Here is a 22,234-nt window from a genome sequence, read left to right as displayed (position 1 = left end):
TCGGTCTCCAAAGATCCCTCTGGGTCCATGAATTCACAGACTGCCCGCTCACGCCTCCCAAACGGCCGCGGCCGTACGGTCGTCGGCGTACCCCTTGACCCGGACCTGGGTGTCGGCGAGGAACGCGGCCAGGCCGGGCGGGGTGGGGCCGCTCCAGCGGCCGGTCAGATGACGGCACAGGTCGGGTTCGCCGCGCAGCGGGTCGGCGAGGCCGCCGGTGCACATCAGGAGCGTGTCACCCGGCCGGGCTACCGAGGCGCGGAAGCGGAAGGGTTCGTGGGGCGGTTCGGGGGCGGGCTCGTACGGGCTCGGCGGGGTGGTGATGCCGAGGTCCATGGTGAGGCGGTCGCCCTCGGGCGTCTCGGCGGGCAGCGAGCCGAAGCCGACGACGGGATCGCCGGTGACGTCGGCGACGCTGGGTTCGATGTCCTGCCACTCGCCGTCCCTGAGGCGGAACAGGCCGCCGGCGCCGACGCCGAAGAAGACGCGGGTACGGCAGTCGGGGTCGGCGGGCAGCAGCAGACAGCGCAGGGTGGCCGAGTACTCCTCCGGTTCGATGCCCTGTTCGGCGGCGCTGGCGCGGAGTTTGCCGAGGCTGCGGGCGGTGAGGCGGTGCAGGCCCGACTTGAGGTCGCCCCGGCGGGCGGCCCTGATGTCCTCGGCGAGCCGGGCGTGACTGCGGCCGACGGCCCGGCCGATCCAGTGGCAGGCCTCGGCGGCGGCCCGGTGCGCGCCGGGCGTGGCCCGGGCGCCGGTGGCCATCGCCACGAGCACCAGGGCGTTCTCGCCGCTGCCGAAGCGGGCGGTGAGGAGGGAGTCGCGGCGGGGTTCCCCACGGAACCGCGCGGAGTCCCCCCGGACGGAGGCGGCCCGCAGCGTGCAGGCCCCGTACCGGGCACCGTCCAGCACGGTGTCCGCGACGAGATCGTCCAGGTCGTCGGGGTCGGCGGGCGGCAGGGCGGTGGGCTCGGCGTCGTAGGTGGGCGGCCCGGATCCGACGTAGTCGACGGAGGACGGGGGGAGGGTGGGGAGGTCGAGGTGGGTGGCGGGGTGGGGGGTGGAGGAGTGAGGGGTGGTTTGGGGGGCGTCTGGGATGCCGGGCGCGCCATGCACGGGACCGGCGCCCGGGCCGGGACCGGGGTCGGGGTTGGGGACCGGCTCCGCGCCGGGACCGGAGGCCGCCCCGGGAACCGCCGGGGCGAAATCGGGCGGCGGGGGTGGCGGAGACGCCGGCGGGGGCGGAGGGCTGGACGGCGGGGGTGGCGGAGTCGCCGGGGGCGGGGGGCTGGACGGCGGCGCCTCGCGACGGGGCACTGCGTCGGACCGCGGCCCCTCGCGGCGGGGCGTTGCGTCGGACCGGGGCACCTCGCGACGGGGCGAGGCGCCGGACGGTGTTCCCTCACGCCCAGGCGACCCGTCGCGCGGCTCCTCCCGGCGCCCGGCCGGACTGCTCGGCGGTCGGCCCGCACCGCCGGTCGGCGTCCGTGGCGCCGGCTCCCAGCGGGTCGGAGTCCGCGGCATCGGCTCCTGACGGGTCGGTGTCCGCGACGGCGGCGCCTCCCCACCCGTCGGAGTGCGCGACGACCGGTGCCGATCGCCGGTCGGTGTCCGTGGTGGAGACTCGCCACGGGTCGGTGTCCGCGACGGTGGTGTCTCGTCGGCGGATGGGGTCCGCGGTGGTCGCACCCCGTCGGTCGTCGGTGGACCGGGTGGTGTGCGGGAGGACGGGATCGACGTCGCGGGGGTTTCCGTGGAGGCGCGGTCCGGTGCGGGTGGTTGCCGGGGCGCGCCGCCGGGAGCGGGTTCGCCGTCCGGCCGTTGCGCGGGGACGCCCGGCGCGTCCCGGCGTGGCGAACCCGCTCCCACCGCTCCCGCCGCCGAGGCGAACCGGTCGTCCAGGGAGTCGGGGGCTGCCGTGGGTCCCGTGTCCTCGGTGGAGTCGTCGTACAACTGCCGCCACCAGTCGTCCTCGTGACCGGTGGGCCTTCCCCCCTGCTGGCTCATGCCCCTAATTGTCCACCGCGAGGCCGGGTTGAAAACGGGGCGTCAGGAAAATAAGGCGCGCCCGCGCGTGTCGAACGGCGTGTCGAGTGACCGGTCGAACGGCGGTACGAGTGAGCGACCGGACCGGTGATCACGCGCGACGCGCTGCACGGTGTCGCGGAAGAGACCGCCGGGCGGTTCCACCCCCCACGGGAGAACCGCCCGGCGCCACCGGAGTGATCCGGGCCCGGATCCCCTTCGTACCGACGCCGGCACGTCTCGGGCCCGGATCACGCTCTGGGTCGGGATCGAGCCGCGGCACGTCACACGACGGTCGGCCTGCCCGAGTATCGGCGTCCTTCCTTGAGATCCGCTGTGATTGGCGCATGAGTTCGTCGCTGACCTGCGAGTTCTCCGGTCCTCCGGCACGCTGGTCAGATGGGAGTGTGGGACCTCCTGCTGGTCGGCCTGGTCCTCCTGCTCGGCCTGTGCGGAGTGCTGGTGCCCGGGGTGCCGGGGTCGTGGCTGGTGTGGGCCGCGGTCCTGTGGTGGGCGCTGAAGGACCCGCGGCCGGTGGCCTGGGGCGTGCTGGTGGGGGCGACGGTCGCGCTGTTCCTGTCCCAGGTCGTCCGCTGGGCCCTGCCGCCCCGGCGGCTGCGCGCGAGCGGGGCGACCTCCCGGATGGCGGTGTACGCCGGGACGGGTGCGGTCTGCGGGTTCGTCCTGATTCCCGTGGTGGGCGCGATCCCCGGCTTCATGGCCGGCGTCTACCTGTGCGAACGCCTCCGGCTGGGCCGGCACGGCGAGGCGATGGCGGCCCTGCGGACGGTGATGCGCTCGGGCGGTTCCAGCGTGCTGACGGAACTGTTCACGTGCCTGCTGATCGCGGCGGCGTGGCTGGGCGCGGTGCTGTGGGCCTAGGGCCGGCCGACCGGGCCCTAAGCCCGTGGTCCTACGGCGAGCAGCCGATGTGCCCCGTGTCGCCCGCGTGTTTGGCTGGCTGTCATGACCGGATTCAGCGAGGCCGAACGGGCGTATCTGACGTCGCAGCGGCTCGGGCGGCTGGCCACCGTCGATCCGTCCGGGCAGCCGCAGGCGAACCCGGTCGGCTTCTTCCCGCAGGACGACGGGACCATCCTGATCGGCGGCTACGCGATGGGCCGCACCAAGAAGTGGCGCAATCTGCAGCAGAACCCGAAGGTCGCCCTGGTCGTCGACGACATCGCCAGTCTGCGGCCCTGGCGGGTGCGCGGCGTCGAGATCCGCGGGGAGGCCGAACTCCTCACCGGCCCGCACGAGTTGGGGGCGCACTTCAGCGAGGAGGTGATCCGCGTGCGGCCACGGCGGATCCACAGCTGGGGGCTTGAGGAGCCGGCGGGCTAGGGGATTCCCTCCGGTCAGAGGATTCCCTCCAGGGTGAGCAGGTGCGTCTTGCGTTCCAGGCCGCCCGCGTAGCCCGTCAGGGAGCCGTTCGCGCCGATCACCCGGTGGCAGGGGCGCACGATGAGCAGGGGGTTGGCGCCGATCGCGCCGCCGACGGCCCGTACGGCGGCCCGCGGGGCGCCGACGCGGGCCGCGACCTCGCCGTACGTCACGGTCGTGCCGTAGGGGACGGAGCCGAGCGCGGCCCACACCCGCTCGCGGAACTCGCTGCCGTGGGAACGCAACTCCAGGTCGAACTCCTTGAGTTCGCCGGCGAAGTAGGCCCCGAGCTGTTCCTCGGCGGCGCGGAAGGCGGCGGGTTCGTGGCGCCAGCTCCCCTCGACCGTCCGTCCGTTCTTCTGTCCGGGCACGGACAGCGAGGTCAGCGCCCCGGTCGTCGGGTCGGCGGTCAGCAGGAGCGGGCCGAGGGGGCTGTCGACACGGGTGAACAGGGTGGTCATCTCAGGTCAGTCCAACTCTCCTGCTGCGCGCAGGTGGTGCAGGGCGTACGAGCGCCAGGGGCGCCAGCTGTCGGGGACGTCCAGGCCGGGCGGGGCGACGTCGGGATCGGCGAGCGCGCGGGTGCGCACGGTGGCGACCGTGGCGGCGTCCATGCCGGGCAGGGCGAGCAGGGCCGCCTGCGCGTCGTCGCGGTCGGCGCCCGGATCGAGCCGTACGGCGCCGTCGGCGAGGGCGGCGGTCAACGCGCCCAGGCTGCCGTGGGGTTCGGCCTCGGCGAGCACGGCCGGTTCGGGGAAGAGGTGGGTGAGGCTGCCGGAGGGCGCGTCCAGCGCCTTGCCGTACCGCCGCACCAGTTCCCGCGCGGCCGCGGGTCCCACCAGGGCCCGTACGGCCAGTTCCTCGGGGTCGGCGGCGCCGGGCGAACGCAGCCCCGGCCGGGCGGCGACCAGCGGCGCGAGTCGTGCGTCGGCGCCGAGCCGTTCGTCGACGGCGTAGGGATCGGCGTCGAGGTCGAACAGGCGGCGCAGGCGGCCCACGGCGGTGGTCAGGTCGCGGGGGTCGGTGAGGTGCAGACGGGTCTCCAGCCAGCCGCCCGGATGGGTGCCGGACGCGGAGCGCGCCGTGCCGGGCCGCTCGTCGACGGCGACGATGCCGGTGCCGTGCGGCAGGCGCAGCGTACGGCGGTAGATCCGCCGGCCGCGTGCGCCGGTGACCTCCTCGACGCCGGGCACGGCCTCGGCGGCGAGCAGGTCGAAGACGGCGCCGGACTGGTACGGCCCCCGGTGGGCGAGCCGCAGCGGGATGGCCGCGGTCGAGGCCGCGGTGCGCCGGCCGGCGCCGCGGCCGCGCAGCTCGCTCGGCGTCTGCGCGTACACCTCCCGGATGGTGTCGTTGAACTGGCGCACGCTGGCGAAGCCGGAGGCGAACGCGATGTGCGTGACCGGCAGGTCGGTGGTCTGCAGCAGCACCCGCGCGGTGTGCGCCCGCTGCGTCCGGGCCAGCGCGACGGGTCCGGCGCCGAGCTCGGCGGTGAGCTGGCGCTGCACCTGGCGGGCGCTGTAGCCGAGCCGGGCGGCCAGTCCCGCGACGCCCTCCCGGTCGACGACCCCGTCGGCGATCAGCCGCATGGCGCGGCCCACGACGTCCGCGCGCACGTTCCAGTCGGCCGACCCGGGCACGGCGTCCGGCCGGCACCGCCGGCAGGCCCGGAATCCGGAGGCCTGCGCGGCGGCGGCGGTCGCGAAGAAGCGGACGTTGCGGCGCTTGGGTGTGACGGCGGGGCAGCTGGGCCGGCAGTAGATGCCGGTGGTCTCGACGGCGAAGAAGAACTCGCCGTCGAACCGGGCGTCGCGGCTGCGTACGGCTTCGTAACGGGTTTCTTCGTCCATCATGCGGTCCAGTCTCCGCCGCGACGCAATGCCGGGCTAGCGGAAAACGGACATGACACCCACCGCCAACGGCCCAGCGACCGCCGACAGTGCCGGCGACCGCCGACACCCCGCAACCCCCACACCCGGCTGACCGCCGACAGCCCCGGCGACCGCCGACACCCTGCAACCCCACCACCCCGGGTGACCGCCGACAGCCCGCGACCCCGGCACCCGGGTGAGCGCCGGCAGTCCGGGGGCCGTCGGCAGCCGGGTGGCCGACGGCGGGGCGGTTCAGAAGAGTCGCCCTCGCTTGAGCTCCATCGCCGCCTTCCCCTCCGCGCCCCTGCGCTTCCAGTCCCGTCGCAGTTCGGCCCGCATACGGGCGTCCGTCTTGGCCACGATCCACTGGTTCTCCCGCATCAGCTTGCGGTAGCTCTCCAGCCGCCGTACCGGGAGGATCCCGGCGTCGATCGCGGCCAGCACCGCGCAGCCCGGCTCCGCGGCGTGCGCGCAGTCGTGGAAACGGCACTGGTCGGCGAGCTCCTCGATCTCGGCGAAGACCTGGCCGACCCCGCCCTCGGCGTCCCACAGGCCCACGCCGCGCAGCCCGGGGGTGTCGATGAGGACACCGCCGCCCGGCAGGGCGAGGAGGTTGCGCGTGGTCGTGGTGTGGCGGCCCTTGCCGTCGGTGTCCCGGGTGGCCTGGACGTCCATCACGTCCTCGCCGAGCAGGGCGTTGGCGAGGGTCGACTTGCCCGCGCCGGACTGGCCGAGCAGGACGGACGTACCGTCGGAGACGACGGCGGCGAGGACGTCGAGCCCGTCCCCGTGCACGGCGCTGACCTGGAGCACGGTCACTCCGGGCGCCGACGTCTCGACGTCCTGGACGAGGTGCGCGCGCGTCACGGCGTCCGGGACGAGGTCGGCCTTGGTGAGCACGACGAGGGGCTGGGCGCCCGACTCCCAGGCCAGGGCGAGGAAGCGTTCGACGCGGCCGAGGTCGAGTTCGGCGGCCAGCGACACCGCGACGACGGCGTGGTCGACGTTGGCGGCGAGGATCTGCCCCTCGGACCGCTTGGAGGAGGTGGAGCGCACGAAGGCGGTGCGGCGCGGCAGGCACGTGCGGACGTAGCGCGGGTTGCCGCCGGGTTCGACGGCGACCCAGTCGCCGGTGCACACCACCCGCATCGGGTCGTGCGGGGTGACGAGGGCGGTGTCGGCCCGCAGGACGCCGTCGGCGGTGACCACGTCGCACTGGCCGCGGTCGACCCGGATCACGCGTCCGGGCAGCAGCCCTTCGCTGTCGTGGGGGGCGAACGCGTCCGCCCACGCCTCGTCCCAGCCGTACGGGGCGAGCGCGGAGAAAGCGGAGAAAACGGAACTGGAAGTCAAGGGAGACCCTTCACAAGGGTGGCCCCGGCGAAAGGAAAGTGAGGTCAGCCGGCGGCCACGGAGGTGGACTGGATGAACCGGATGCGGGCAGCGCTCGTCGCAAAGACAGCCATCGGTCGACACCTCCCTCGGGTGCGCGGGCGTTCCCGCGCAGGTTTCCTCGTGTGATTCCTCGTGTGTTTCCCGGTCCCGTTCAGGACCGCCGCAACGGTAGCCGGTCGCGGCGGTGGTCCGTCAACCGGTTTTCGTGGCGCAGGCGTGTCCGTTCAGCGTGAAGTCGTACGGCGGGGTGTTCTTGCTCTTCCAGGAGGCGAGGAAGCCGAAGGTGAGCGTGCCGCCGGCGGGGACTGTCCTGTTGTAGTCGGCGGCGGTGGCGGTGACACGGGAGCCGTGCTGGGCGACGCTCGCGTCCCACATCTGGCCGACCTGCTGGCCGTCGCGGAAGGACCAGGAGACGCGCCAGGTGTCGAGGGCGTCGGCGGTGGTGACGGAGATGGTGCCCTGGAAGCCGTCGGGCCACTGGTTGACGAGGTCGAAGCCGGCCTCGCAGACCGCGGGGGCGTGGTCGTCCGGGTCGGTCTTCGCGGTGGCCGTCGAGGAGGAGGTGCCCTGGGGTTCGGGGTCGGGGTTCTTGCCGGCGGTCCGGCTCGGGGGGGTGGTCGGCGACGCGGTGGGGACGGCGGAGGGGGTGGGCGCGGCGGAGGTGTGGGTGGTGCCGGAGGCGGCGACGGGCTGGCGGTCGGCGGTGTCGGAGCCGGTGGCGTCGTCGTGGCCGCTGCCGCCGAACGGCATCATCGAGGCGGCCAGCGCCAGCAGCGAGACCAGGACGGCGGTGACGAGCAGGCCGTTGCGCAGGATGCGGGCCCGGTCGGCGCCGGAGCGGGGTTCGCCGCCGTCCCCGTCGCCGGGCTCCGGGCGGCCGGCGCCCAGGCGCACCTCGGCGGCGCGGCGGCGGCGCTCCAGGTAGGCGAGGCCGCCCCAGCCGATGACGCCGCCGGCCAGGGCGGCGGGCAGTCCGCCGCCGTGCGGGCGCAGACAGGCGGCGGCCTCGGCGCAGTCCACGCAGGTGGCGAGGTGGCGGGAGAGGTCGGCGGGGGTGTCGGCGGCGGGCGAGCGGGTGACCGCGTCGAGGAGGCGGGCGTAGCTGCGGCACTGCGCGTCCATCGGCGTGTCGAGGTGGGCGCGGTGGCAGCGGTCCCGGAACAGGCCGCGTACCTGGGCGAGTTCCTCGCCCACGGTGGCCGGGTCGAGGCCGAGCCGGCGGGCCACCACGGACAGCGGCAGCGCCTCCACCTCGGCCAGCCACAGCAGCGCGGCGTCCGCCTCTTGCAGGTCCCGCAGGGCGCGCAGGGCGAGCGGGCGGCTGAGCGGCGGGCCGGTGTAGCGGGCGGCCTTGTCGGAGTTGAGCCACAGCCGCAGGTCGGGGTCGAGGTCGTCGCCCTGTCCGTCGGTCTCCCAGGTGGCCGCCGTGGTGCGTACGGCGGTCAGCAGCAGGGGGATGACGGGCAGGCGGGGGGAGCGGCGGCCGGCGGTGCGGGCGGCGTCGGCGGTGCGGGCCTCGCGTATGCCGAGGGCGAACGCCTCCTGAGCGAGCCGGGTGGCCGCGGCGGAGCCGGCGGTGCACAGATCGGCGTAGGAAAGCACCGCGTCCCAGCACTCGGAGAACAGCGCGGCCTCGGCGGCGTCCTTCGGGGTCGGCAGGTCGGGCATGGGTCTCCTGCATCCACAAGCGAGGTCAACTCACCTTATTGGCAACGGAGTTGTGGGGAACCTCGCGGCAGGGCAAGAGCCTTTCACGACATCGACACAACTGACAAGCGCCCTCTTCACATCGGTCACCGGCAGTTGCCTGCCGGCGACCGCCGGTGGGTACCCGTGGGCACGTTCTACCGGTCGGAGTCCACGACCGCCACCACCCGCCCGTGTGCGTCGAGCGCCTGTGCGCTGTACTCCCGCAGCCACAACTCGTTGCTTTGAGAGTTATACGGAAGGAACGCCAGGAAGTATCGATCCTTGCCGACATCGACCGGACGCTCGGCGCCGCCGCCCCGCCAGACGACCCGGACGGAGACGGCTCCGCGCGGCGCGCGGCCGTAGACCGCGACCCAGTCGGTCAGCGCGTTGGTGTCGACGTTGCACCACAGCGCGGGGGTTGAGGCGTTGCCGCCGCCGCGGCTGCACTCGGACCAGCCGCCGTCGGTGCTCCGGCCGTCCTTCAGGACGCGCACATAGGCGCAGCTCCCGCCGGAGGCATTGGGCGCCGTCCAGTACTCCATGCGCAGACCGTCGGGCGTGGTCCCGGCGAACCGCATCGTCGCCCGGTCGGTGTCCGGTGCCATCCCGTGCGAACCGGGGCCGTGACCCGCCCTGTTGAGCCCCCAGTCCACGTCGCCGGGGATGACGCCGGCGGCCTGCGCGACCAGTCCGCCGCCGCCCAGTACGGCGGCCACCGCGACGCCGACCACCCAGCGCCGCCCTGGCCGCCGCAACGCCCGCGACCGCGGCCCCCCTTGGGCCAGGATGCGGTCCAGCACCGCCGGGTCGGGCGGGGCGTCGGCGGCCACCGGGTCGGCGGGGCCCAGCAGTTGACGTACCCGCTGCTCGACTTCGGCCGTCCGTGCGCGTGTTCTCATGCCCGCTCCCCCTTCGCTCCGGCCAGCGGCCGCCGTCCCGGTTCCTCCCGCCGTGCGAGCTCCCGCTCCAGACGCTGCCGTGCGCGGTGCAGCCGTACCGCGAAGGTGCGCGGCGAGCAGCCCACGACGCGGGCGGCGGCGGCCGTGTCCAGGCCGTCCCAGCCGACCAGCCACAGGGTCTCCTGGTCGCGTTCGGACAGCGCGGCGAGCGCCTCGCGCACGTGCAGCGCCTCGACCACGGTCCCGGCGTGGTCGGGGCTGGCGGCCGTCCGGGGTGCCGTGCGTCCGAGCCGGGCGGCGAGGCGTCCGCCGCGCCGTTCGCCGCGGGCCTGGTTGGCGAGGATGTTGCGGGCCACGGCGTACAGCCACGGCAACGCCTCATCCGGTCCGCTCGGCACCTTGTCGATACGGCGCCAGGCGACCAGGAAGGTCTCGGCCGCCACGTCCTGCGCCGTCTCCGCGTCGCCCGCGCGGCGCCGGGCGAAGCTCAGCACCCGCCCGTAGTGCGCCGCGTACAGCGCCCGCAATCTGTGCTCCGCGTCAGGTGTTCCGTCCTCCGGCACACCCGCCCCCTTCCGTCCGCCGTCCGCGATGACACCCCTCTATGTCCGGCGGCAGGCGGGAGTTACACCCTCGTCGGCTCCTCGGCGGACGGCTCCTGGGCCGGGAGGCTGTCCATGAAGGAGCTGACGGAGAAGACGGCGCGGCCGGGGCCGGGCGGGCCGTATCCGGGGGGCGAGGACAGGCCGAAGTCGTCCATGGTCTGGCGGTAGGCCTGCAGCAGGCGGATGTGGTACTCCAGCGGCGCGCCCTGGGGGTTGGCCTTGCCGAGCGGCGTGGTCGGCTCCGGGCACCAGGTGGTGAAGCGGGGCGTGATGCCGTGCGACATGAAGAAGCGCAGGCCCTCGGTGGTGGAGGCGATGGCCTCGTCGACGGTGGTGAAGCCGAAGGGCTCGGCCATCTCCACGCCCGCCACGAAGTTGGGGATGACGTTGCGGGCGCCGAAGACCTCCGCCGAGTCCAGGATCCGCTTGTGCCACTCGTCGCGGCCGACGTAGCGCTCCTTGCCCGGGCAGTACAGCTCGAACAGCCGGCGGTCCCACACCTCGTAGTTGGGGTGGTAGATCTGCACGCCGTAGTCCTTGAACCGCTGTACGTCGTCCTTGGGCAGCGCCTGGGCGACGACCTTGCCGATCCACCGTCCCGGGAAGCGTTCCTCGATGGCCTTGGCGTAGTGGCCGTAGAAGTCCGCCTCGTCGCGGCCGGCAACCGTTTTCGTGATCGCGCCACCGGTGAGGGTGTAGGCGGTGGATGCCTTCTGGGTGTCGTAACGGTCGATGATCTCCAGCGCCTCCAGCACCTCCTCGACGTCCTTGACGCCGGTGTAGGGGCGTCCGGCCGCCTTGTGCTGGCGCCAGTTGTGGTTGATGTCGCAGTACTGGCACTCCTCCTTGGCGCCGAAGTACTGGCAGACGCGGAAAACGGTGAGATAGATCAGGTAACCCCACTGGATGGTGGGGGCCACCTCCATCACGGACTTCCCGTTGGAGAGGGTGTGCCGGTAGTACTCCGGCATTGGCGGCACGCCCACGTCGGCGATGCGCCGGCCGTCGAGGTAGAGGCCGAGCACGCCCTCGTCGTCGGCGGCGACGCGGTAGGGCGAGGCCGGGTTCACGCGCACGGAGACGACGGTCCGGCGCAGGTCGTACGGTCCGCCGGTGAGGATGATCTCCTCCGGCGGGCGCCTGAGCGCGGCCTCCCCGAGCTCGGGCAGGGTCCCGTGGTCGAAGGAGAAGATGAAGTACGACTTCGGTTTGACCTCGCCGCCCTCGTTGTCGCTGAGCGCCGACGGGTCGAAGGCCACGCCCCCGCGCAGCAGGTCCTCCTTGAAGACGGCTTCCCGTGGCACGTGCGGGAACCGCTCCAGCAGATCCTCGACCAGTGCGGTACGGCTGCCCATCCCGACTCTCCTCCCGGCTGAGATGTACGACTCCTCACCGTATGCCCTCGCCCGCGCGTCAGCCGTGCCGGGTCCCCTCACGGCGTGCGAGGTGCCCGGGTACGGGAGTGTCCGGGGGCAGCGCGGGGTCGGGCACGAGGGCGCCCCAGGCGGAGGTCAGCGGCAGGACGCCGGCCCACAGGCCGAGCTCGGCGTCGGGGCCGTCGCCGTCGTCGGGGGCGCCGGCGCGGATCTTGACGGAGGCCTCTTCGAGGGAGACGGCGAGCAGGGTGGTGGCGGCGAGTTCCCTGCGGTCGGGCAGGCGGGCGTACGACCACTGGCCGGGCGCCGCGTGTTCGGTCAGCAGGCGCAGGCCCGCCAGCTTCTCGTCCGGGTCGGTGACCTTGCGGGCCTGGCCGTGGATCATCGCGCTGCGGTAGTTGACGCCGTGCTCGAAGACCGAGCGGGCCAGGACCAGGCCGTCGACGTGGGTGACGGTGACGCAGACGGGGGTGGAGCCGGCCAGGCTACGGCTGGCGACGGAACCGTGCAGGTAGAGCCGGCGCTCGTCGCGCCCGTAGACGGTCGGCACGACCAGCGGCCGCCCGTCGACGACCACGCCCAGATGACAGACGAACCCGGCGTCGAGGATCGCGTCCAGATCGGCACGCCGGGTACTGCCCTGCTCACGCAGGCGGCGATGCCGGGTGAGGCCGGTGTCGGGGAGGGTGGCGGGGAGGGGGCCGGGTGCGGGGACAGGGGTGTGGTCCATGAGGGCGGAGACTATCGATATCGGCAGGTAACGGCGATGGAAATTACCGAGACGGTGGAAACAGGGTCGCTGATCGACGAAATGCGCACCACCGCCACGCCGGAGCCGGTGACGCCCTCTCGGGGCGCGGGGAACCGCGCGGGCCACCACACTCGACCCGCACCCGCCACCTCACCCACCCCCCGCCCCCTACGCGACCCGCGCCAGCGTGCTCGGATCAACGGCGTACGCCAGCTCCTCCCCCGCCACCAGCCGCTCCGCCTCCTCGGCCACCACCGCACCGAGCCGGGCGAGCTCGTTGCCCTGGGAGCCGGCGAGGTGGGGGGTGAGGAAGGCCCCCGGCAGGTCGTACAGGGGCGAGTCGGCGGGCAGCGGCTCGGGGTCGGTGACGTCGAGGATCGCGGTCAGGCGCCCGGTGCGCAGTTCGCCGACGAGGGCGTCATGGTCGACGAGCCCCCCGCGCGCGGTGTTGATCAGCACCGCCCCGTCGGGCATGAGGGCGAGCTCGCGGCGGCCGACGAGATGACGCGTCTCCGGCGTCTCGGGGGCGTGCAGGCTCACGATCCGCGAGGTGCGCAGCAGCTCGTCGAGCGGCAGCAGGGGGACGCCGAGTGCGGCGGCCCCGGCTTCGTCGACGTACGGGTCGCTGAGGGCGGCCCGCAGGTCGAAGGGGCGCAGCAGCTCGATGACCCGGCGGCCGATCCGGGAGGCGCCGACGATGCCGACCCGGATGCCGAGGTTGCCGATGCCGGGGACGACGCCCCAGCCCGGGGAGGTGCGCTCGGCGCGCATCCGCTCCCGGCTGGCGAAGACGTCCTTGCCGGCGAGCAGGATCATGGCGAGCGTGTACTCGGCCACCGGGACGGCGTTGGCGGCGGCGGCCGAGGAGACGGCGATGCCGCGGCGCCACAGCTCGGGCGTGACGAAGCCCTTGACCGAACCGGCGGAGTGCAGGACCGCCCGGAGGTTCGGCGCGGCGTCCAGGACGTCAGCGTCCAGGCGCGGGCAGCCCCAGCCGGTGACGAGGATCTCGGTGCGGGCGAGGATCTCCCGGAGGCCGGGGTCGGCGAGGTCCTGGGCGACCAGGGCGGGGTCGATCCGCACGGACGCACGCAGCCGTGCGAGGAGCTCCGGCGGGAAGAGCTGCGGAACGTTCTCGGCGGTCATGGCGAACAGCGCCTGGGGACGCTCACGCTCGGGCAATGCACTGACCTTCCCGTCGGGCCACGGGGAAACCGTGTCGGAAGCGGTGTCGAATACGGTGCGGAAACCGCTGTCTACAACACCGTGCCCTCGAATGAGAAGGTCGACGCACACGCAGACCGCGAGAGGGACGACCGGAATGACGCAGACCATCACCAACTGGGCGGGCAACATCACCTACAGCGCCAAGGAGGTGCACCGGCCGTACTCGCTCGACGCGGTCAGCGCCCTGGTGGCCGGGGCGGCGGCGGTGCGGGTGCTGGGCAGCGGACATTCGTTCAACGAGATCGCCGAGCCGGGTCCGGAGGGCGTCCTGCTGTCGATCGCCGGCCTGCCGCCCGCGATCGACGTGGACACCGCGGCCCGTACGGTGCGGGTCGCGGGCGGGGTGCGGTACGCGGAGCTGGCCCGCGCGGTGGACGCGCAGGGGCTCGCGCTGGCCAACATGGCGTCCCTGCCGCACATCTCGGTGGCCGGCTCGGTCGCCACCGGCACGCACGGTTCGGGGGTGGCCAACGGCTCGCTCGCGTCGGCGGTGCGCGAGGTCGAGATCGTCACGGCGGACGGTTCGCTCGTACGGATCGCCCGGGGCGACGCCCGTTTCGACGGCGCCGTCACCTCGCTGGGCGCGCTCGGGGTCGTCACCGCCCTCGTCCTCGACCTGGAGCCGTCGTACCGGGTCGAGCAGCACCTGTTCACCGAACTGCCCCTCGACGGGCTGGACTTCGAGGCGGTCGCGGCGGCGGCGTACAGCGTGAGCCTGTTCACCGACTGGCGGGCGCCGGGCTTTCGGCAGGTGTGGCTGAAGCGGCGCACCGACCAGCCGCTGCCCGACTTCCCGTGGGCCGCGCCGGCCACCGAGAAGCTGCATCCGGTGCCGGGGATGCCGGCGGTCAACTGCACCGAGCAGTTCGGGGTGCCCGGGCCCTGGCACGAGCGGCTGCCGCACTTCCGGGCCGAGTTCACGCCGAGCAGCGGTGCGGAGCTGCAGTCGGAGTACCTGCTGCCGCGCCGGTACGCGCTGGACGCGCTGCACGCGTTGGACGCCGTACGGGAAACGGTCGCGCCCGTGCTGCAGACCTGTGAGGTGCGGACGGTGGCCGCGGACGCGCAGTGGCTGAGTCCGGCGTACGGGCGGGACACCGTCGCGGTGCACTTCACCTGGGTCGAGGACACCGAGGCGGTGCTGCCGGTGGTGCGGCGGGTGGAGGAGGCCCTCGACGGGTTCGAGGCACGGCCGCACTGGGGGAAGGTCTTCACGACCGCGCCCGCGGTGTTGCGGGAACGGTATCCACGACTGCACGACTTCCGGACACTGACCCAAACACTGGACCCGACGGGCAAGTTCACCAACGCCTTCGTACGGACGGTGCTGAACAACTGACTGCCGGGCCGACGCGGGGCTGGGTCCCGGGCCGCCCTCGGCCCGGGCCCCGGGACGACGCCGGCCCGGGACCCGGGGCCACGCCGGTCCGGGACCCGGGGCGCCCTCCGGCCTGACCCCCGACCAACGCCGGTCCGGGTTCCCGGGCGACCCGGGGCCGGGTTCGGGGCGCCCTCCGGCCTAGCTCCCGGCCGACCTCGGCCCGGAATCCGGGGCGACGCCGGGCCAGGACCCGGGACCACGCCGGTCCGGGACCCGGGGCCACGTCGGGCCTGACCCCCGACCGACGCCGGTCCGGGTTCCCGGGCGACGCGGGGCCGGGTTCGGGGCGACCTCCGGCCTAGCTGCCGGCCGACCTCGGGCCTGACCTCCGGCCGACGCCAGGCCGGATTCCCAGGCGACGCGGGCGGGGATCCGGGGCGACCTCCGGCCTAGCTCCCGGCCGGCCTCGGCCCGGAATCCGGGGCGACGCCGGGCTGAGATCCGGAGCGACCTCGGGCGGGGAACAGGGCGACGCGGGGCCGGGTTCGGGGCGCCCTCGGGTCTGGCTCCCGGCCACCTCGGGCCTGGCCCCGGCCGACGCCAGGCCCGAATCCGGGGCGGCCTGGCACCAGCTTCACGATCGACCTCGCGCCAGCTCCCCAGCCGACCTCGGGCCAGCATCCCAATCGACCTCACGCCAGCCCCCGGCCGACCTCGCGCTAGTTCCCCGATCGACCTCATGCCAGTTCCCTTGGCCCACCTCGAACCAGCATCCCGATCGAGGCTCGAACCAGCACCCCGGCCGACCGCGCGCCAGCGCCCCGATCGGCCTCGCGCGCAGTTTCCCCGCCGGCCTCGGCCCGGGCCCCGATCACCCCTCGGCTTGAGTTTCCGTGCGACCTCCGCCTGCGTTTCCGCCAGAGCTCCGACTCAGCGTCCGTCCGGTCTCCGGCTCAGCCTCGCCCGACCTTTGAGTCAGCGCCGTCCGGCCTCCGGCCGGTTCGTACGTCCGCCTCCGGCCCAGGTTCCGTTGGGCTCCGGCTCGTTCGTCGTGGTCTTCGGGGGACTTTCTCAACCCCCTTTCCTAACCCCTTGTCGAAAGTCTCCGCAGGCCATAGATTTGCGCCGCGCCGGTGACGTCGTGCCCGGTCGGCCTGAGTGAAGGGACGGGGGCAACCCGGTGAAGCGCACATCACGTGACATCCGCACCGCGAACCGCTACGAGGTGCTGCGCCAGATCATCGCCCAGTCTCCCACCTCCCGGCAGGAGCTCGCGGCCGCGACCGGCCTCAGCCTCGCCACCGTCGCCACACTCGTCGGCGAACTGCTCGACCTCCGGATGATCACGGAGGTCGGCTTCGAGGACTCGGCGGGCGGCCGCCCGCGCGGTCTCGTCGCGGTCAACGCCTCCGGCGGCGCCCTGATCGGCGTCGACATCGCGGAGACGTACGTGCACGTCGAGCTGTTCGACCTCGCGCTGAACGTGCTCGCCCGCGCCGACGAGGACATGCGCCCCGGCGAGAACCGTCCCGAGCAGGTCGTCGGCCATGTCGCCGCGGCCGTCGGCGCGTTGGTCGCGCAGGCCGGCGTCGAGGGCGCGCGGGTGCTCGGCGTCGGGGTGAGCGTGCCGGGCCAGGTCGACCGCAGCACCGGCGTCTCGGAGTACGCGCCCAACTGGGACTGGCACGACGTACCGCTCATGGACCTGCTGTCCGAGGTCATCGCCTATCCGCTGTACCTGGACAACCCGCTGCGGGCCAGCGCGGTGGCCGAACTCTGGTTCGGCGCGATCCGCGGACACGAGGACGCCGTGCTGGTCAACCTCGGCACGGGCGTGGGCGCCGGACTCGTCCTGGGCGGCGGGCTGTACCGGGGCGTCAGCAACAGCGCCGGCGAGTGGGGCCACACCACCATCGTCCTGGACGGCCGGCTCTGCCGGTGCGGCAAGCACGGCTGCGTCGAGGCGTACACCGGCGCGTCCGGAATCATGCTCACCCTGCGGGAGTTGAGCCCCGACAGCCCGCTGCTGCACCCGGAGGACCAGACGGCCACCATCGCCGCGCTGGCCGAGGGGGTCCGCAGTGACGACCCCGTGGCAGTCAAGGTGCTGCGGGACACGGTCCGTTACCTCGGCGCCGGCATCGCGAACCTGGTCAACCTGGTCAACCCCGAAGTGGTCGTGCTCAGCAGCTGGGTCGCGGCCGCCCTCGGCGAGCCCCTGGTCGCCGAGGTACGCGAGGCCGTCGCCCGGCACGCGCTGCCGCGGCCGATGGCCGCCACCGAGATCGTCCTCTCCTCGATCCCCAGCGACCCGGTGTGCCTGGGCGCGGCCACGTTCGCGCTGGAAGGCGCGTTGCAGTCGGTCGGCCAGCGCACCACCGCCAAGCGCACCACCCCCGCAAGGAGCCGTACCGCACCACCTTCATGACGACGGAAGGGATGCACGTGACTCACCCCCGCCACAGAAGACCCCTCCTGCTTGCCGCCGCGGCCGCGCTCGCCGTCGCGGGCCCTCTCGCCTCCGCCCCCACCGCCTCCGCCGCGCCGGCCGCTGCCGAGGTGTCCCCGCACGCGGCCCAGACCATCGACGACATCGGCGCGTCCGGTGCCTGGTGGGTCAACGACCTGCAGCACTTCAAGCCCCAGGTGCAGGCCAGGGTCGCGAAGTTGCTCTTCTCGGAGCAGGGACTGGACCTCAGCTCCTACCGCTACAACATCGGCGGCGGAGGCGTCGCGGTCACCACCCCGGCGCGCGCCGCGGAGGACTTCCTGAACGCCGACGGCTCCTACGACTGGAGCCGGGACAAGGGCGGCCGGACGTTCCTGAAGTACGCCGCGAGGTACGGCGTCGAGGACCTGATCGGCTTCGTCAACAGCGCGCCCGCCCAGTGGACGACCAACGGGCAGAGCTGCGGCGGGCAGTTGAAGGCGGAGAACGAGACGGACTACGCCCGGTACGTCGCCGACGTCACCAACCACTTCGCCCGCCAGGGCGTCCGGCTGGACTACATCAGCCCCTTCAACGAGCCGGACAACGACTTCGGCTCGTGCGGTCAGGAGGGCATGAAGGTCACCGTCGACCAACGCGACGACATCGTGCGGGCGCTGGGCGCCGAGCAGCGGGCCCGGCACCAGAAGACGACCATCATGGCGGACGAGTCGAGCCAGACGACGCAGTTCGTCTCCGAACTCCCCCAGTGGATCGCGCAGCCCGGCACCGCCCCGTACGTGTCGCGGCTCGCCCACCACACCTACGACAACCCCGACGACGGCCGGCTCGCCCAGGTCTACGAGACGTCGAAGTCCGTCGGCAAGACCCCCTGGGCGAGTGAGATCTGCTGCTTCGGCAAGGGCTCGACGGGCTGGAACCAGGAGTACGACCCGACCATCGACAACGCCCTGCTGATGTCGCGGATCATCTACAAGGACTTCGCGACGGCACACGACTCGGCTTTCCAGTGGTGGGTGGCCCTCGCCAGCGGCTACGGCAGCGACCCGTACACGAGGAACGACGCCGGCTGGAACGACGGCCTGATCTACTACGACCCCGACTACGCGACCGACGGCAACCAGCAGTTGTACTTCACCAAGCGGTACTACGCGCTCGGCCAGTACAGCAAGTTCGTCAGGCCGGGCTCGGTCGCGCACAACGTGACCGGGGCACCGGACGGCGTGGAGGTGTCGGCCTACGACCGGGACGGCACCTGGGTGGTCGTGGTCAACAACCACAACTCCACGGACACGCCGCTGAGTCTGCACTTCAACAGCGAGGCGCCGGTGCACGCCCGGCAGGCGGTGCGCACGTCGGCGACCGAGGACTGGGCACGGGTGGCGAAGCCGGCGGTGAGCGACGGCACGGTGTCCGCGACGCTCGCGGCCCGCTCGGTCACGACGTACGTCTTCGACCAGAAGGGGCACGGCAGTTCGGCCGTGACGGGCGCGCTGCGGGGCAAACAGTCCGGCAAGTGCCTGACCGCGAGTGCTTCCGGTGCCGCGATCAGCACGTGCACGGGTGGCGACGAGCAGGCGTGGTCGTACGACGCGAAGGGCACGCTGAAGGGCGCCGACGGGTATCTGACGGCCGGGAGTTCGGGGCTGACGACCACGGCGCAGTTCACCGGTGACGCCGGTCAGCGCTGGCTGCTGAACGCCAACGGGCAGATCGTCAGCGAGGCGTCGGGGAAGTGCCTGGACGTCAGCGGGCAGGCGACCGCCGACGGCAGCAAGGTGATCCTGTACAGCTGCAACGGCGGTGCGAACGAGGCGTGGAGCAGGCTGTGACGCCGTAGGAGATCCGCCGCGGGCTCCCCGCGGAAGGCCCCCTTGGCCGAGGGCCGCCGGCCCCCTGACCCGGCGGCCCTCATCTCCTGTGCACCGCCCGGGCGTTCGTCATTCCGAACCGCGGACAACGCTTCGTGCAGACTTCGTCCAACCCCTTGCCGAAGCCTTAGCCGAAGGTTAACGTCCGGCACCGCAACGCAATTCGAGCCACGTGGCGCTGAAGCCGTGGAGCCGCAGCCGCATTCGCAGCCGCACTAGAGACAAGGACGTCAACATGTCGGCATCGAGCAACAGCAACCTCTCCCGCCGGTCTCTCTTCCGCGCGGCCGCCGGCATGGCCGCCGCCGGCACGCTGGCCGCGTGCGGCAGCAACAACGGGCGCGGGGGCGGGTCGGGTTCGGGCAAGCAGCTCGTGCAGTACTTCCACGCCTACGGCGAGGCCGGGACCGAGCAGGCCATCAAGCGGTACGCGAAGGCGTACGGCAAGGCCGACGTGAGCACGCAGTGGATCACCGGCTCGAACTTCGAGAGCAAGCTCTTCGCCGCGCTGCTCACCAAGCAGGCGCCCGACGTGTTCGAGTTCCACCCGCAGATCCAGCTCGTCAAGAGCGGTCAGGTGGCGGACCTGACCGACATCATCGAGCCGGTCAAGGACGACTTCAACCAGGCGGACATCGCCTCGCACACGGTCGACGGGAAGATATACGGCGTCCGCATGATCGACGACCCGCAGTTCTTCTTCTACCGCAAGTCCCTGCTGGAGAAGGCGAACATCGACCCGCCGACCACCCTGGACGAGCTGATCGAGGCCGCCGCCAAGCTCACCACGAGCAAGGTCAAGGGCCTGTTCCTGGGCAACGACCTGCACGCGGTGATCACCCCGCTGATCTGGTCGGCCGGCGCGGACACCCTCGACGACAAGAACGAGATCGCCTACCACACGCCCGCCGTCGTCGAGGGCCTGAAGCAGATGCGCAAGCTGTTCACCAGCGGGCACCTGCTGCTGGACGCCCCGGCCGACTACTGGGACCCCTCCGCCCTCAACCAGGGCCTGTGCGCCATCCAGTTCTGCGGGATGTGGGCCATGCCGCAGTTCCAGCAGACGCTCGGCGACGACATCGGCGTCATGCCGTTCCCGAAGGTCGGCGACGCCGGCAAGCCCTCGGTCTACAACGGCGGCTGGTCGATGTTCGTCAACGCCAAGGGCAAGAACGTCGACGCGGCCAAGGAGTACGTGAAGTGGCTGTGGATCGACCAGAAGAAGTACCAGGAGGACTGGGCCACGTCGTACGGCTTCCACATCCCGCCGCGCACCTCCATCGCCCAGTCCGCCACCAAGCTGAAGTCGGGCCTGCCCGCGGAGGGCGTGAAGCTCTTCAACGAGTACGGCCACTTCGACAACATCGGCTGGACCCAGGCGATGATCACCGCCACGGAGAACGTGTTCGCCGACTGCGTGCGCAAGGGCGGTGACCCGGAGGCCGCACTCGACAAGTGCGACAAGACGGTCAACGCCGAGCTGAAGAAGCTGTTCGGATAAGCAGCCGGACGGATCACACCATGTCGACGACCACCACGCGTGGCCTCGCGAGCCCCGCCCCGGCCCAGGCCCAGCAGGCCCGGCCGCGGCGGGGATGGCGGGGCAACCGCACGTTCAACTTCTGGCTCTTCACCAGTCCGTTCCTCATCGGACTGATCGTCTTCGTCTACGTGCCCATCGGCTGGAGCATCTACCTCAGCTTCTTCGAGGCGCGCTTCACCGTCACGCCCAGCGACTTCGTCGGGCTGGGCAACTACCGGGAGATCCTTTCGGACACCGGTTTCACCGGTTCGCTGGTCACCTTCACGGTCTTCGCCGCCTTCATCGTCCCCACCACCTGGGCGGTCTCGCTGGGCCTGGCGCTGCTGGTGAACCGGCTCAGGTTCATGCGGGCGTTCTACCGCTCGGTGTTCTTCCTGCCGACGGCGTGCAGCTACGTCGCCGCCTCGCTGATCTGGAAGATGTCCCTGTTCAACGGGGTCCGCTTCGGCCTGGCGAACACCGTCCTCGGATGGTTCGGGGTCGACAACATCGCCTGGCTCGCCAACCCCGACCCGCCGTGGTACTGGCTGGTCATCGTCACCGCGCGCCTGTGGCTGCAGTCCGGCTTCTACATGATCCTCTTCCTCGCGGCGCTGCAGAACATCCCGCAGGAGCTGTACGAGGCCGCCGCCATCGACGGCGCCAAGCGCGGCTGGCAGACCTTCCGGTACATCACGCTGCCGCAGCTGCGCGCCACCTCCACGGCCGTGATCCTGCTGCTGCTGGTGGCCGCCTACCAGGCGTTCGACGAGTTCTTCAACCTGCTGTCGAAGACCACCTGGGGCCGCCCCCCGCTCGTCGACCTGTACTACACGGCGCTGGGCCAGGACCAGAACTACGGCAAGGGCAGCGCCGGCGCCGTGGTGCTGACCGCGCTGATCTGCATCGTGACCCTGTTCCAGGGCAAGATCATGGGATTCGGAAGGGGGGACGAGTCCAAGTGACCGCGACCGCACCCGAGGCCGGCAAGCCGCGCCGGAGCAGGCGCGGCGGCTCGGTGATGAGCTCGACCGGCCTCTACGTGGCCACCAGCATCGCCGCCGTCCTGTTCCTCGTCCCGTTCTACGTCCTGATCCGCAACGCCCTCTCCACCGATCCGGAGATCACCGGCGAGAGCTGGAAGTTCTTCCCCACCGACATCCAGTGGGGCAACATCACCGAGCCGTTCCACGACGTGACGGTCGACTTCGGCCAGTCGATGGTGAACTCGCTGATCGTGGCGATCCTGCACACCACCGGCATCCTGTTCGTGTGCTCCCTGGCCGGCTACGGCCTGGCCCGCATCCCCTACAAGCACGCCAACAAGATCTTCTACGGGGTCCTGTTCACCCTGATGGTCCCCACGGCCGTCACCTTCGTCCCCAGTTTCGTGCTGGTCTCCTCCCTCGGCTGGGTGGACAGTTACCGCGGTCTGATCATTCCGGGCCTGTTCAGTGGTTTCACGTGCTTCCTCTTCCGGCAGTACTTCCTGGGGTTCCCCAAGGAGCTGGAGGAGGCGGCGCGCGTGGACGGGCTCGGTTACTGGGGCGCGTACTGGCGCGTCGTCGTGCCCAACTCGCTGAACTTCTTCGCGGCGATCGCGACGATCACCTTCATCAACGGCTGGAACTCGTTCCTGTGGCCGCTGGTCATCGGCCAGGACCCCAGCGCCTGGACGGTCCAGGTCGCCCTGTCGTCGTACATGACCAACCAGACCGTCAACTACCACCTCATCTTCATGGCGACCGCCATTTCCATCCTGCCCTTGCTGTTCGTCTTCCTCTTCCTCCAGCGCTGGCTGGTGCAGGGGATCGCGCAGACCGGCATCAAGGGCTGACGCCGTCCTCTCA

18 protein-coding genes are annotated in these 22,234 nt (G+C 72.3%); 8 read left to right on the top strand and 10 right to left on the bottom strand.

Annotated features, from left to right (window positions below; translation table 11 throughout):
- Nucleotides 1-48 precede the first annotated feature (48 nt).
- The gene (locus ACYF6T_RS13780) at nt 49-2,004 is read right to left on the bottom strand and encodes a PP2C family serine/threonine-protein phosphatase (protein WP_461696296.1); all 1,956 of its coding nucleotides are present in this window, start codon (nt 2,002-2,004) and stop codon (nt 49-51) included.
- A 417-nt stretch (nt 2,005-2,421) separates the two neighbouring features.
- On the opposite strand from ACYF6T_RS13780, the gene ACYF6T_RS13775 reads away from it, so the two are divergent.
- Together ACYF6T_RS13775 and ACYF6T_RS13770 are read left to right on the top strand one after the other, a co-directional pair.
- Nucleotides 2,422-2,904 (top strand): DUF456 domain-containing protein, encoded by a 483-nt coding sequence (locus tag ACYF6T_RS13775; protein WP_461696294.1) that lies wholly within the window; start codon nt 2,422-2,424, stop codon nt 2,902-2,904.
- Between the two features lie 84 nt (nt 2,905-2,988).
- Nucleotides 2,989-3,366 (top strand): PPOX class F420-dependent oxidoreductase, encoded by a 378-nt coding sequence (locus ACYF6T_RS13770; protein WP_461696293.1) that lies wholly within the window; start codon nt 2,989-2,991, stop codon nt 3,364-3,366.
- 14 nt (nt 3,367-3,380) lie between these two features.
- Here ACYF6T_RS13770 and ACYF6T_RS13765 read toward each other — a convergent pair whose 3' ends face one another.
- The 9 genes from ACYF6T_RS13765 to ACYF6T_RS13725 form a co-directional block, all read right to left on the bottom strand.
- On the bottom strand, nt 3,381-3,866 hold the full coding sequence (locus tag ACYF6T_RS13765; protein WP_461696291.1) for a methylated-DNA--[protein]-cysteine S-methyltransferase: 486 nt from the start codon (nt 3,864-3,866) through the stop codon (nt 3,381-3,383).
- A 6-nt stretch (nt 3,867-3,872) separates the two neighbouring features.
- Complete coding sequence (locus tag ACYF6T_RS13760; RefSeq protein WP_461696365.1) at nt 3,873-5,255, bottom strand: bifunctional transcriptional activator/DNA repair enzyme AdaA; 1,383 nt, start codon at nt 5,253-5,255, stop codon at nt 3,873-3,875.
- Nucleotides 5,256-5,528: 273 nt separating this feature from the next.
- Complete coding sequence (gene rsgA / locus ACYF6T_RS13755; RefSeq protein ID WP_461696289.1) at nt 5,529-6,629, bottom strand: ribosome small subunit-dependent GTPase A; 1,101 nt, start codon at nt 6,627-6,629, stop codon at nt 5,529-5,531.
- A 234-nt stretch (nt 6,630-6,863) separates the two neighbouring features.
- Complete coding sequence (locus ACYF6T_RS13750) at nt 6,864-8,339, bottom strand: cellulose binding domain-containing protein (RefSeq protein ID WP_461696288.1); 1,476 nt, start codon at nt 8,337-8,339, stop codon at nt 6,864-6,866.
- A 176-nt stretch (nt 8,340-8,515) separates the two neighbouring features.
- Nucleotides 8,516-9,262 carry a hypothetical protein gene (locus tag ACYF6T_RS13745; RefSeq protein WP_461696287.1) on the bottom strand — a complete coding sequence of 249 codons (747 nt, stop codon included), beginning with the start codon at nt 9,260-9,262 and terminating at the stop codon, nt 8,516-8,518.
- Entirely contained in the window at nt 9,259-9,825 is a 567-nt protein-coding gene (locus ACYF6T_RS13740) for an RNA polymerase sigma factor (protein WP_461696285.1), read from the bottom strand. Before ACYF6T_RS13740 ends, ACYF6T_RS13745 begins: the two co-directional genes overlap by 4 nt.
- Before the next feature lie 62 nt (nt 9,826-9,887).
- A complete protein-coding gene (locus tag ACYF6T_RS13735; protein WP_461696284.1) occupies nt 9,888-11,222 on the bottom strand; it encodes a radical SAM protein in 1,335 nt (444 codons plus the stop codon).
- Nucleotides 11,223-11,280: 58 nt separating this feature from the next.
- Nucleotides 11,281-11,973, bottom strand: a complete 693-nt coding sequence (locus ACYF6T_RS13730) for a pyridoxamine 5'-phosphate oxidase family protein (protein WP_461696283.1) — start codon at nt 11,971-11,973, stop codon at nt 11,281-11,283.
- A gap of 189 nt (nt 11,974-12,162) precedes the next feature.
- The gene (locus tag ACYF6T_RS13725) at nt 12,163-13,140 is read right to left on the bottom strand and encodes a hydroxyacid dehydrogenase (RefSeq protein ID WP_461696363.1); all 978 of its coding nucleotides are present in this window, start codon (nt 13,138-13,140) and stop codon (nt 12,163-12,165) included.
- Between the two features lie 175 nt (nt 13,141-13,315).
- Here ACYF6T_RS13725 and ACYF6T_RS13720 point away from each other — a divergent pair, with 175 nt between their 5' ends.
- The 6 genes from ACYF6T_RS13720 (at nt 13,316) to ACYF6T_RS13695 (ending at nt 22,221) form a co-directional block, all read left to right on the top strand.
- Nucleotides 13,316-14,560, top strand: a complete 1,245-nt coding sequence (locus ACYF6T_RS13720; RefSeq protein WP_461696282.1) for a D-arabinono-1,4-lactone oxidase — start codon at nt 13,316-13,318, stop codon at nt 14,558-14,560.
- A gap of 1,162 nt (nt 14,561-15,722) precedes the next feature.
- Nucleotides 15,723-16,970: an ROK family transcriptional regulator gene (locus ACYF6T_RS13715; protein WP_461696280.1), complete on the top strand. Its 1,248-nt coding sequence runs from the start codon at nt 15,723-15,725 to the stop codon at nt 16,968-16,970.
- Nucleotides 16,971-16,981: 11 nt separating this feature from the next.
- Nucleotides 16,982-18,823 carry a glycoside hydrolase gene (locus tag ACYF6T_RS13710; RefSeq protein WP_461696279.1) on the top strand — a complete coding sequence of 614 codons (1,842 nt, stop codon included), beginning with the start codon at nt 16,982-16,984 and terminating at the stop codon, nt 18,821-18,823.
- 274 nt (nt 18,824-19,097) lie between these two features.
- Entirely contained in the window at nt 19,098-20,363 is a 1,266-nt protein-coding gene (locus tag ACYF6T_RS13705) for an ABC transporter substrate-binding protein (RefSeq protein WP_461696278.1), read from the top strand.
- Nucleotides 20,364-20,383: 20 nt separating this feature from the next.
- Nucleotides 20,384-21,349: a carbohydrate ABC transporter permease gene (locus ACYF6T_RS13700; protein ID WP_461696277.1), complete on the top strand. Its 966-nt coding sequence runs from the start codon at nt 20,384-20,386 to the stop codon at nt 21,347-21,349.
- Nucleotides 21,346-22,221 carry a carbohydrate ABC transporter permease gene (locus ACYF6T_RS13695; protein ID WP_461696276.1) on the top strand — a complete coding sequence of 292 codons (876 nt, stop codon included), beginning with the start codon at nt 21,346-21,348 and terminating at the stop codon, nt 22,219-22,221. The genes ACYF6T_RS13700 and ACYF6T_RS13695 overlap by 4 nt, the downstream gene beginning before the upstream one ends.
- Nucleotides 22,222-22,234 lie beyond the last annotated feature (13 nt).

The sequence above is a fragment of the Streptomyces sp. 7R007 genome (assembly GCF_054850255.1).
This window is presented reverse-complemented; position numbering and strand designations above follow the sequence as displayed.